The 11299-nt window shown below is 64.2% G+C and carries 9 protein-coding genes and 1 pseudogene; all 10 read left to right on the top strand.

The annotated features are described in order from the left end of the window. The first annotated feature begins 503 nt into the window (after nt 1-503). A complete protein-coding gene (locus DLM46_RS38360) occupies nt 504-1172 on the top strand; it encodes a haloacid dehalogenase type II (protein WP_115110176.1) in 669 nt (222 codons plus the stop codon). A 66-nt stretch (nt 1173-1238) separates the two neighbouring features. After that, entirely contained in the window at nt 1239-2513 is a 1275-nt protein-coding gene (locus DLM46_RS38355; RefSeq protein ID WP_115110173.1) for an NAD(P)/FAD-dependent oxidoreductase, read from the top strand. An 83-nt stretch (nt 2514-2596) separates the two neighbouring features. Continuing rightward, nucleotides 2597-4213 carry an ABC transporter substrate-binding protein gene (locus tag DLM46_RS38350; RefSeq protein WP_115110170.1) on the top strand — a complete coding sequence of 539 codons (1617 nt, stop codon included), beginning with the start codon at nt 2597-2599 and terminating at the stop codon, nt 4211-4213. 138 nt (nt 4214-4351) lie between these two features. Next, nucleotides 4352-5305: an ABC transporter permease gene (locus tag DLM46_RS38345; protein ID WP_115110166.1), complete on the top strand. Its 954-nt coding sequence runs from the start codon at nt 4352-4354 to the stop codon at nt 5303-5305. Then, nucleotides 5302-6252 (top strand): ABC transporter permease, encoded by a 951-nt coding sequence (locus DLM46_RS38340; RefSeq protein WP_208866444.1) that lies wholly within the window; start codon nt 5302-5304, stop codon nt 6250-6252. Before DLM46_RS38345 ends, DLM46_RS38340 begins: the two co-directional genes overlap by 4 nt. Next, on the top strand, nt 6249-8105 hold the full coding sequence (locus DLM46_RS38335) for an ABC transporter ATP-binding protein (RefSeq protein WP_115110163.1): 1857 nt from the start codon (nt 6249-6251) through the stop codon (nt 8103-8105). The genes DLM46_RS38340 and DLM46_RS38335 overlap by 4 nt, the downstream gene beginning before the upstream one ends. Further along, nucleotides 8102-8416: a (2Fe-2S)-binding protein gene (locus tag DLM46_RS38330; protein WP_115110160.1), complete on the top strand. Its 315-nt coding sequence runs from the start codon at nt 8102-8104 to the stop codon at nt 8414-8416. The genes DLM46_RS38335 and DLM46_RS38330 overlap by 4 nt, the downstream gene beginning before the upstream one ends. Further along, on the top strand, nt 8401-9789 hold the full coding sequence (locus DLM46_RS38325) for an FAD/NAD(P)-dependent oxidoreductase (RefSeq protein ID WP_115110156.1): 1389 nt from the start codon (nt 8401-8403) through the stop codon (nt 9787-9789). Before DLM46_RS38330 ends, DLM46_RS38325 begins: the two co-directional genes overlap by 16 nt. Then, complete coding sequence (locus DLM46_RS38320) at nt 9786-10955, top strand: NAD(P)/FAD-dependent oxidoreductase (protein ID WP_115110153.1); 1170 nt, start codon at nt 9786-9788, stop codon at nt 10953-10955. Before DLM46_RS38325 ends, DLM46_RS38320 begins: the two co-directional genes overlap by 4 nt. After that, nucleotides 10952-11185, top strand: a pseudogene (locus DLM46_RS38315) (AraC family transcriptional regulator); the annotation flags it as partial. The gene DLM46_RS38320 and the pseudogene DLM46_RS38315, both read left to right, overlap by 4 nt. Nucleotides 11186-11299 lie beyond the last annotated feature (114 nt).

Here is an 11299-nt window from a genome sequence, read left to right as displayed (position 1 = left end):
ACCTCCGACTTCATGATCCCCACCGGCGGCTACAAGCGCTCGGGCATCGGCAAGGATCTCGGCCGCCAGGCCTATGAGGCGAATCTGCGCTTCAAGAGCGTGCTGATCGATCTGCGGCCCTGAGAACGCGCCGGCACGTCTGGCGCTAGCCGCAAACCCAGCAGGGACAAGGCATTCGACCTGAGTGCCGCATTCTGTGCTGCCGGAAGCCTCAAATCGCATGGTTTGTGTCACCGGCAGCGCCCGAATCAGAAACATCTATTTTTTTGCGCTGCTTAAATCTTTTACAGGAATGAGCTTTCACTGTCGACCTGAGTTAGCGCTTTAGCTGTCGACCTGAGTTAGCGCTTTAGCGCTTACTCGGGTCCCATGCAAAGCACTTACTCGGGTCCCATGCAAAGCACTTAGTCGGGGCCCATGCAAAGCACTTACTCCGGTCCCATGCAACGCTGTTTTCGCCAATGAACTCCGATGCGAGTTCGCCATCACGATAGGACTGCACCATGATCGACTTCGAACCGAAATACATCACCTTCGACTGCTACGGCACCCTCACCAAATTCCACATGGCCGACATGACGCGCGAACAGTACGGCCATCTGCTGAACGGCGAAGATCTGGAGAAGCTCGTCGCGTTCTATGCGGGCTATCGCCGCGACGAAGTGCTCGGCGCCTGGAAGCCGTATCGCGACGTGGTGGTCAACGCGTTGCGCCGCGCCTGCAAGCGCATGAACGTCGAGTTCAACGAAGCGGGTGCCGAGAGCATCTATGAAGCGGTGCCAACCTGGGGGCCGCACCCGGACGTGCCGGAAGGTGTGTCGCGCCTCGCGAAGAAGTACAAGCTGGTGATCCTGTCGAATGCATCGAACGACCAGATCCAGCGCAACGTCGACAAGCTCGGCGCGCCGTTTCATGCGGTTTTCACCGCCCAGCAGGCGCAGTCGTACAAGCCGCGCATGCAGGGCTTCGAATATATGTTCGACCAGCTGAACTGCAATCCGGAAGACGTGCTGCACGTGTCGTCGAGCCTGCGCTACGACCTGATGACCGTGCATGACATGGGAGTCAAGCACAAGGCATTCGTCAACCGCGGCCACGAGCCTTCGACCCCGTACTACCAGTACTACGAAGTCAACGACATTCCGCATCTGGCCTCGGAACTTGGTCTGTAGGCGCCGCTTGCCTACGCTGAAGACAGCCAGCCCCCTCGCTCATTGCCCCTCTCAAGGACAAACCCGATGAAGCTCGATTCCTATTGGCTCGACACTGCACCGCCATTGCTCTCGGCGTGCGAGGGTCCGGTTGAAGGTCAGACCGATGTCGTCGTGATCGGCGGCGGCTTCACCGGGCTGTCGGCGGCGCAGGCATTCGGCAAGCGCGGCGCGTCGGTGACGGTGGTCGACGCCGGGCGCATCGGCGGCGGCGCGTCCGGGCGCAACGGCGGTCAGGTCAATACCGGTGTCGCGCAGGATTTCGTCGCACTGGTCGCGCAACTCGGTGTGGAGCGGGCGAGCGCCTGTTATCGGGCGTATGCGGATGCGGTCGACACCGTCGAACGTCTGATCCGCGAGGAAAACATCGACTGCAATTACATCGCGACCGGCAAGCTGAAGCTCGCGTCGAAGCCGCACCACCTGGCGCATCTGGAGAAGACGGCAGAGCTGATCCGGCGTGAAGTCGATACGGATATCGAACTGATCGGCCGTGAGCGGATTCGCAGCGAAATCCAGTCGGACAGTTTTTACGGCGGATTGCTGCACCGGCACGGCGGCCAGATGCATATGGGCAAGTTCGTCGTCGGTCTCGCGGAGGCCGCGGTGCGCCGCGGCGCCAAGCTGTACGAAAACGCGGCAGTTACCGCTATCGTGAAGGACGGCGGTGGCTATCGCGTCACCTCGGCGCGCGGCGAAGTGCGCGCGAAGCAGGTGCTGATCGCGACCGGCCCGTCGCGCCACGGTCCGTTCGGCTGGTACCGGCGGCGTCTCGCGCCGGTCGGTTCGTTCATCGTGGTGACGGAGCCCGTGTCGCCGCAGTTGCTGGCGCAAGTATTTCCGAACCGGCGCGCGTACACCACCACGCGTTTGATGCACAACTACTTCCGCGTGACACCCGATTCGCGTTTGCTGTTCGGCGGCCGGGCGCGTTTCACGGCGTCCGAACGGCCGTCCGATGCGAAGAGCGGACGCATCCTGCAGCAAGGCCTCGCCGGGATGTTCCCGATGCTGGCCAACGCCCGCATCGACTATTGCTGGGGCGGTCTGGTGGACATCAGCGCCGACCGTCTGCCGCATGCCGGGCAGCACGACGGCATCTATTTTTCGATGGGCTACAGCGGCCACGGCACGCAGATGTCGACGCATATGGGTCAGGTGATGGCCGACGTGATGGATGGCCGCGACGACAGCAACCCGTGGGGCGAGTCCGAGTGGCCGGCCATTCCAGGCCACACCGGGAAGCCCTGGTTCCTGCCGCTCGTGGGAACGTATTACCGTATCAAAGACATCTTCTATTGAAGTCCTGTTGTTGTACTGGCGTTTTGTAGGCATTAGTCAACCTCACGCAGCCATCACAACTGCCACTCTCGCGGAGACATACGATGAATAAGAAATATTCACAGCACGGCGCCTCTGAACCCGGTCACGGGTTGGAGCAATTGACGGCCAGGGGCGCCTCGCGGCGCGACGTGCTGCGCGCGATGGCCGCGGCCGGGATGATGTCGGTGACGGGCGCCGGTCTTCTGAGCGCGAGCGGCGCGGCATTCGCCCAGGCGAAGCCGAAGCAGGGCGGCAAGATCCGGGTGGCGACGCAGTCCGCTTCGGCCGCGGACACGCTCGATCCGGCCAAGGGCGCGCTTGCCACCGACTATGTCCGCGGCTTCATGTTCTACAACTGCCTGACCGAACTCGATTCGCATCTCGGCGCGAAGATGGCGCTCGCCACCTCGCTGGATACGAAAGATGCGACGGTGTGGGTCGTCAAGCTGCGCACGGGCGTGCAGTTCCACGACGGCAAGGCGCTCGCGCCGGCGGACGTGGTGTATTCGATCATGCGCCACAAGGATCCAGCCACCGCCTCGAAGGCGAAGACGCTGGCCGAGCAGATCAAGGAAGTGAAAGCGACCGGCCCGAACGAAGTGACGATCACGCTCGAAGGTCCGAACGCCGATCTGCCGGTGATTCTGGCCACCTCGCATTTCCAGATCATCAAGGACGGCACCAGGGATTTCAAAACCGCAATCGGCACCGGCCCATTCAAGGTCAAGGAATTCTCGCCGGGCGTGCGCACCGTTGGCGTCAAAAACGAGAAGTACTGGAAGCCGGGCATGCCGCATCTGGACGAAATCGAACTGGTCGGCATTGGCGACGAATCGGCGCGTGTGAACGCGCTGCTCTCGGGCGACGTGCAGCTGATCAACGCGGTGCACCCACGTTCGACCACGCAGATCAAGGGCGCCGGCGGCTTCTCCGTGCTGGAGACGAAGACCGGCCAGTACACCGACCTGATTGTTCGCGACGAAGCCGGCATTACCGGCAACGACGATTTCCGGCGCGGCATGATGTACCTGCAGGACCGCGAGCAGATGCGCCGGGCGATCTTCCAGGGCTACGGCGCAATCGGCAACGATCAGCCGATTGACCCGACGAATAAGTACTATCTCGCGGGTCTCCCACAGCGCGCATTCGATCCTGACAAGGCGAAGTTTTATTTTCAGAAGGCCAAGCTCGGCAGCGCGCCGCTGCAGATCTTCGCGTCGCCGGCCGCGGACGGTTCGGTCGAAATGGCGATGCTGCTTCAGCAGGTTGCGCCGCAGGCGGGCCTCAACCTGCAGGTAAGCCGCGTCCCAGCGGACGGCTACTGGTCGAATCACTGGATGAAGCATCCGCTGGGTTTCGGCAATGTCAACGCGCGTCCGAGCGCCGACGTGATCTTCACCCAGTTCTTCAAGTCCGACGCACCGTGGAACGAAGCGAACTGGAAGAGCCCGAAGTTCGACCAGATGCTGGTTGCGGCGCGCGGCGAGCCGGATGACGCGAAGCGCAAGAAGATCTACGGCGATATGCAGGTGCTGGTGCATGAAACCGGCGGCATCGGGATTCCGATGTTCCAGAGTTCGCTCGACGCCCATACCAATAAGCTCAAGGGACTTGGCTCGATTCCGCTGGCCGGCCTGATGGGCTTCATGTTCGCGGAAAACGTCTGGCTGGAGGCTTGAGGTGAATGAAGGAAGGGGTTCCAGGCTGACGAACTGGATTAACCGCAACGATGTTGTATGGGACCAGAGTAATGCTTTGCATGGGACCAGAGTAAGCGCTAAAGCGCTAACTCTGGTCGACACAGGAGGAGACTTTCGATGAAAACCCATGCGCAACGACTCATCGTCGCGCGCCTCGGCCTCGCGCTGCTCACGCTGCTGCTGGTCTCAGCGGTTGTGTTCGGCATCACGGGACTGCTTCCCGGCGATGCCGCGCAACAGGCGCTCGGCCAGGCGGCAACCCCGGAGGCCGTCGCGGCATTGCGGCATCAGTTCGGCCTTGACCAGCCCGCGCTGCAACGCTACTTCGAGTGGCTCTTTCATATCGTCAGCGGCAGCTTCGGCACGTCGCTGTCGAACAATCTCCCCGTCAGCGAGCTGATCGCGACGCGCTTGCCGAACTCCCTGGTACTGGCCGGTCTGACGGCGCTGGTCTCGGTGCCGGTGGCGCTGTTGATCGGTATTTCATCGGCGATGTTCCGCGGCTCGCTGCTCGACCGCACGCTCAACGTGCTGACGCTCTCCACGGTCGCCGTGCCCGAGTTTCTGATCGCTACCATTGCCGTGCTGATCTTCGCCGTCAAGCTGCGCTGGCTGCCGGCGCTGTCGTATCTCTCGGAGGTCCATTCGTTCGGTGCGCTGCTGCGCGTCTACGCGATGCCGGTGATGACGCTGTGCTGCGTGCTCGTCGCGCAGATGGCACGCATGACGCGCGCCGCGGTGCTCGATCAGCTCAATTCGTCATACGTGGAAATGGCCGTGCTCAAGGGCGCCTCGCCGGCGCGCGTGGTGCTGCGGCATGTGTTGCCCAACACCATCGGACCGATTGCCAATGCGGTGGCATTGAGCCTGTCGTATCTGTTCGGCGGCGTGGTGATCGTGGAATCGATCTTCAACTATCCCGGCCTCGCGAGCCTGATGGTGGATGCCGTCACCAACCGCGACATGCCGCTCGTGCAGGGCTGCGTGATGGTGTTCTGCGCGGCGTATCTCGCGTTGGTGTTAATCGCCGACCTGTGTCAAATCCTGTCCAACCCGAGGCTGCGTCGATGATGAGCCAACCTACCAATCCTCACCACGTTCCTCACGCCACCACAGAGCTGTACGACGTGTGCCACGACGAAGTGGTCGTCGAGCCCGCGCCTGTGGAAGCGGTGACGCCGAAACACGGCATGCTCAAACACCTTGTGCACCGTTTCTCCATACTTGGTCTGATCGGCCTGCTGATGGTGGCCATCTGGCTGCTGGTCGCGTTCATCGGGCCGCTGGTCGCGCCGTACAAAGGTGGCGCGCTGACCTCGACGGAAATTTTCGGCAGCTATAGCGCGGCGTATCCGCTCGGCACCGACTACCTCGGCCGCGATATGTTGAGCCGGATCCTCTACGGCGCGCGCTACACGGTCGGCCTCGCGCTCGCCGCGGCGGTGCTCGCCAGCGTAATCGGCACGTTCTTCGGACTGCTCGCGGCGGTGTCGGGCCGCTGGGTCGACGAAATCCTGAGCCGTCTGTTCGACGCGCTGATTTCGATCCCGAGCAAGGTGCTTGCGCTCGTCGTGATCGCCGCGTTCGGTTCGTCGATTCCGATGCTGACGACGGTGGCCGCTTTGGCCTACATCCCCGGCGCGTTCCGCATTTCGCGTTCGCTCGCGGTGAATCTGATGGGCCTCGAATATGTGCAGGTGGCCAGAGCACGCGGCGAAGGCATTTTCTATATTGCGCGGGTCGAGGTGCTGCCGAACATGATCCATCCGATGCTTGCCGATTTTGGCCTGCGCTTCGTGTTTATCGTTCTGCTGCTGAGCGGTCTGAGTTTCCTCGGCCTTGGCGTGCAGCCGCCGAACGCGGACTGGGGTTCACTTGTGCGCGAAAACATCGGCGGTCTGTCGGAAGGCGCGCCTGCTGTGCTGATGCCGGCCGTCGCGATTGCGACGCTAACCATCGGCATGAATCTGCTGATCGACAACCTGCGGCGTCGCCGCCACAGCCATGGAGGTGCATGATGGCTGATCGTGCTGAGCGGGACATGATCGAAGTGAAGGGGCTGCGGGTTACCGCGGGTGCGGCGCCGGGGTCGGTAACCGAGATCGTCAAGGGTGTCGACTTTTCGGTGAAGAAGGGTGAGGTGCTGGCGCTGATCGGCGAGTCGGGTTCGGGCAAGACGACCATTGCATTGTCGTTGCTCGGCTATGCGCGGGCGGGCTGTTCGATCAGCGGCGGCTCGGTACGGATCGGAGAGGTCGATGTGTTGTCGCTCGATGCCAAAGGACGCCGCGCTTTGCGCGCGCGTACCGTCGCGTATGTCGCGCAAAGCGCTGCGGCGGGTTTCAATCCGGCGCGCACGATCATGGATCAGGTGACGGAGCCGGCGCTCTTGCATCAGTTGATGACGAAAGAGGTCGCGCGCGCCAAAGCGGTTGGCCTGTTTCGCGCGCTTGCGCTGCCCGCGCCGGATACGATCGGCGACCGTTATCCGCATCAGGTGTCCGGCGGCCAGTTGCAGCGCCTGATGGCCGCGATGGCGTTGATCACCGATCCGGCTGTCGTCGTGTTCGACGAACCGACTACCGCGCTCGACGTGACCACGCAGATCGAAGTGCTCGCGGCCTTCAAGAAAGTGATCCGCGAACTCGGCACAACCGCCGTGTACGTGTCGCACGATCTGGCGGTGGTCGCGCAGATGGCGGACCGCATCGTGGTGCTGAACGGCGGCGCGGTGAAGGAGAACGGCGCGGTCGCGCAGGTGCTCGATGCACCCGTCGATGCCTACACACGCCAGTTGCTCGCCGCGACGCGCCACCCGGAGGTGTCGTCTAAAATGCCACAGCAGGCCGGCGACCACGTTCCGCCGGTGCTCGAAATTCGGGGGCTGGCCGCGGGCTATGGCCGTATCGACCGTTCCGGCGTACCCGCTGTGTGTGTGCTCGACGACGTAGGCCTCTCCATTCCTCGCGGCAGCGCGCTCGGCGTGATCGGCGAATCGGGTTCCGGCAAGACCACGCTCGCGCGCGTGGTGGCGGGTCTCGTCGACCGTACACGCGGCGAGGTGCTGTTCAACGGTGAGCCGTTGCCCGCGCAGATGTCGCGCCGCACGCCCGAGCAGTACCGGCAGATCCAGATCGTGTTCCAGAACGCCGACACGGCGCTGAACCCGAGTCATTCGATCGCGGATATTCTCGGCCGGCCGCTCGCGTTCTATCACCATCTGCGTGGTGCTGCCGCGAAGAAACGCATGCTGGAACTGCTCGATCTGGTGAAGCTGCCCGCCTCGATCGCCACGCGCACGCCGGCCGGACTGTCGGGCGGTCAGAAGCAGCGTGTGAACCTGGCGCGCGCGCTTGCAGCCGACCCGGCTCTGATTCTCTGCGACGAAGTGACGTCCGCGCTCGATACGGTGGTCGGCGCGGCGATCCTCGACCTGCTAGCGGAATTGCGGCGCGAGCTGGCCGTGTCATACATGTTCATCAGTCACGACATCTCAACCGTACGCGCCATCTGCGACGAAGTGATCGTGCTGTACGCGGGGCGTCGCGTGGAAGCCGGGCAGCGCGAAGTGCTCGCCGCGCCACCCTATCATCCGTACACGGGTCTGCTGGTGGATTCGGTGCCTGCGTTGAAACCGGGCTGGCTCGATGGGCGTCGCCATGTCGCTGCCTGCGCACTACCGGCGATGGGCGAAAGCGCCGCTGTCCCCGCGTTGTGCTCGTTCCGCGCGCGTTGCCCGGTGCGCATCGACGGGTTGTGCAACACGACGCCGCCGTCGCTCAGAAAGCTACCTTCCGGCGCTGAGATTCTTTGCCACCATTCGGCCGCCGAGCTCAGCCGTTTGCAAGCCCTGGAGACGATCCCGGCATGAACCAGCGATTTGTGCGGCTAGCGGAAACGGGCCGCAAGACCTTTCCCATCATCGTGGACGGCGTCGTGCGCGAGGCCGCCGAAGGCGACACGCTGATGGTCGCGCTGCTGACCGGTGTGACGGCCTTGCGCGACTCCGAATTCGGCGACGGCCGGCGCGCCGGTTTCTGTCTGATGGGCGCCTGCCAGGACTGCTGGGTCTGGACCGCGCAAGGCGAGCGGGTTCGCGCCTGCAGCACGCCGGCGATGCCGGGCATGTCGATCGTCACGAAGCTGGCGGAAGCCGCGGAGGGTGTATGGCCCCGCGCGTAGTCATCATCGGGGCCGGGCCGGCGGGCGTGCGCGCTGCGCAGGCGCTCGTCGAAGCGGGACTGCGGCCTGTCGTGGTCGACGAAGGGCGGCGTGACGGCGGGCAGATTTATCGACGGCAGCCGGAAGGGTTTTCGCGCAGCTACGAGACGCTCTATGGCACCGAGGCGGCGCGTGCCGCGTCGCTGCATCAAAGCTTCGATGTGTTGAAGAACCGGATCGACTATCTGCCGGAAACGCTGGTCTGGAACATCTCGCCGAACACCGCGCACCTGGTGAGCGGGACGCGGTATCACACGCTCGCGTTCGACGCGCTGATCGTCTGCAGCGGCGCGACGGACCGGCTGATGCCGGTCAAGGGCTGGCACCTGGCCGGCACGTACAGCCTGGGCGGGGCGCAGGTCGCGCTGAAATCGCAAGGCTGCGCGATCGGCTCGCGCATCGTGATGATGGGCAGCGGTCCGCTGCTGTACCTCGTGGCCGCGCAGTACGTGAAAGCGGGCGCGCAGGTGGCCGCGGTGCTGGATACGTCGACGTTCATGCAGCGCGTTGCCGCGCTGCCCGGGCTGCTGGCGATTCCCGCCGCGCTCAGAAAAGGCATCGCGTTGACGCGTGTGCTGGCCAAAGCACGCGTGCCGGTTCATCGCGGCGTGCAACCCATCGAGATCAAGGGTTCTCCGCAAGACGGCGTGAGCGGCGTCGAGGTTGCGCTGCCCGGCGGCGCGCCTCTCGAGTTCGCGTGCGATGCCGTCGCGCTCGGTTATCACCTGCGGCCCGAGACACAACTCGCGGACCTTGCCGGCTGTCGTTTTTCGTTCGACGAGAACACGCAACAGTGGCTGCCGCAAATCGACGCCGACGGCCGTAGCAGCATCAAGGGCGTCTATCTGGCGGGCGACGGCGCGCGGGTGCGCGGCGCGGACGCCGCCGAACGCTCGGGCCGCCTCGCGGCGCTCGCGGCGATGCACGATCATGGCATGCGGGTCGAAGGGGCGGAGCGGGAGCGCCTGCGCGCCGAACTCGCGCGCTTCACGCGTTTTGCCGCGGGCTTGCGCGAAGCCTTTCCATGGCCAGCGAGATTCGCCGCGTCGCTGCCTGACGAGACCATCGTCTGCCGCTGCGAAGCGATCACGGCGGGCGAATTGCGCCGCGTGGTGCGAGCGACCGGCGCGCAGGAAGCCAATCGCGCGAAGGCGTTTTCGCGCGTCGGCATGGGCCGCTGCCAGGGGCGCTATTGCGGCCACGCCGGCGCGGAAATCATCGCGGCGGCGGCTTGCGTGCCGTTGTCGTCGGTCGGGCGGCTGCGCGGCCAGGCGCCAGTCAAGCCGCTGCCCGTGGCGCTCACCGAAGAGATGCGCGACGAGGTGAGCGAATGAGCGCGACGACCCGCAACGAAGCCGATGTGATCGTGATCGGCGGCGGCATCATGGGCACCACGACAGCGTTCTTCCTGCGCCAGCGCAACCGCTCCGTCATCCTGCTCGAACGCGGACTCACCGGACAGCAGGCGAGCGGCGTGAACTACGGCGGCATCCGGCGGCAAGGCCGCGCATTGCCGCAACTGGCAATGGCGAACCGCGCGCTGCGTACGTGGCAACGCTCGGCGGAGTTGCTCGGCGAGGACATCGAGTTTCTGGCGTCGGGCCACACGCGCGTGTGCTATCACCAGAAGGACGTCGAGAATTTCGATCAGTACGCCATCGACGCGCGCGCCTATGGTCTCGAACTCGAAGTGCTGCACGGCGAAGCGATGTTCAGGCGCTTTCCGTTTCTCGGCTGCGAGGTGCTGGCGGCCTCGATCTCGCCGCTCGACGGCCACGCCAATCCACGCCTTGCCGCGCCCGCGTTCGGCCGCGCGGCGGCGCGGCTCGGCGCTCAGGTGATCGAGGACACGAAGATCGTGCGCGTGGAAAAAGATGGCGGGCGGTTTCGGGTAGAAAGCGCGCGCGGCGACGTGTATTGGGCCGCGCAACTCGTGATCTGCGCCGGCGCGTGGGCAACGCGTCTTACCGAACAGTTCGGCGAAACGGCGCCCATCACCGCGCGCGGACCGCAAATGTGCGTGACTGAGCCGGTGCCGTACGTGTTCAGGTTGTCGATGGGTGTGTTCACGTCGATCAAGGAGGAGAGCATTTATTTCCGCCAGATTCCGCGCGGCAACATCATCGTCGGCGGCGGTCCTGCCGGTCCGGCCGATGCCGTGACGAGCCGCGCCTCGGTGTTGCCCATCAACACCGTGCGGCAACTGGCGCAGATGCGCCGGCTCGTGCCCGCGTTGGCGCCGCTGCACGTGATTCGCGTGTGGAGCGGGGTGGAAGGCTATCTGCCCGACGGCGAGCCGGTGATCGGTCCGAGCAGTCAGGTCGACGGTTTGTTCTACGCGTTCGGCTTCAGCGGCTCGGGTTTTCAGATCGGTCCGGGCGTCGGCGAAACGATGGCGGAACTCGTCGATACGGGCAGTACGGCCATTCCCCTCGACGCGTTTTCCATCCGTCGTTTCAAGGAGCAAACGGCTGGCCGGTCGACCATCGTGACGTCATGAAACAGTCCATCAGCCTCAATGCCGCGAGCGCTTTCATCGAAGCCCATTTCGACGAACCGGTGACGCTCACTCAACTTGCCGCGCTGTCCGCGCTTAGCGTCTCGCGCTTCGCGACCGTGTTTCGCCAGCAATACGGATCGTCACCGTACCGCTATCTGTGCGGGCTGCGGATTCAGCGCGCGCAGACGCTGTTGCTCATGCCACATCCGATTTGTGCCGCCCTAGCAGGCTGTTGAATTTGGGTCCCGTGTAAACGGGGTTTGAGGGACAGGCGTTATGGATATCGTGTTCATGATCTTTGGCAGTGGATGCGATGCGCGGAATGGATGAGATGCAGGAACCCC

Origin of the sequence: Paraburkholderia lacunae (assembly GCF_003353175.1) — a bacterium.
GTDB lineage: Bacteria > Pseudomonadota > Gammaproteobacteria > Burkholderiales > Burkholderiaceae > Paraburkholderia > Paraburkholderia lacunae.
The sequence above is the reverse complement of the archived record's forward strand: the minus strand, read 5'-3'. Positions and strand labels throughout refer to the sequence as shown.

Coding starts and splice junctions, on each gene's coding strand:
- DLM46_RS38360 (WP_115110176.1), top strand. CDS start 504: ATGATCGACTTCGAACCGAAATACATCACCTTCGACTGCTACGGCACC.
- DLM46_RS38355 (WP_115110173.1), top strand. CDS start 1,239: ATGAAGCTCGATTCCTATTGGCTCGACACTGCACCGCCATTGCTCTCG.
- DLM46_RS38350 (WP_115110170.1), top strand. CDS start 2,597: ATGAATAAGAAATATTCACAGCACGGCGCCTCTGAACCCGGTCACGGG.
- DLM46_RS38345 (WP_115110166.1), top strand. CDS start 4,352: ATGAAAACCCATGCGCAACGACTCATCGTCGCGCGCCTCGGCCTCGCG.
- DLM46_RS38340 (WP_208866444.1), top strand. CDS start 5,302: ATGATGAGCCAACCTACCAATCCTCACCACGTTCCTCACGCCACCACA.
- DLM46_RS38335 (WP_115110163.1), top strand. CDS start 6,249: ATGATGGCTGATCGTGCTGAGCGGGACATGATCGAAGTGAAGGGGCTG.
- DLM46_RS38330 (WP_115110160.1), top strand. CDS start 8,102: ATGAACCAGCGATTTGTGCGGCTAGCGGAAACGGGCCGCAAGACCTTT.
- DLM46_RS38325 (WP_115110156.1), top strand. CDS start 8,401: ATGGCCCCGCGCGTAGTCATCATCGGGGCCGGGCCGGCGGGCGTGCGC.
- DLM46_RS38320 (WP_115110153.1), top strand. CDS start 9,786: ATGAGCGCGACGACCCGCAACGAAGCCGATGTGATCGTGATCGGCGGC.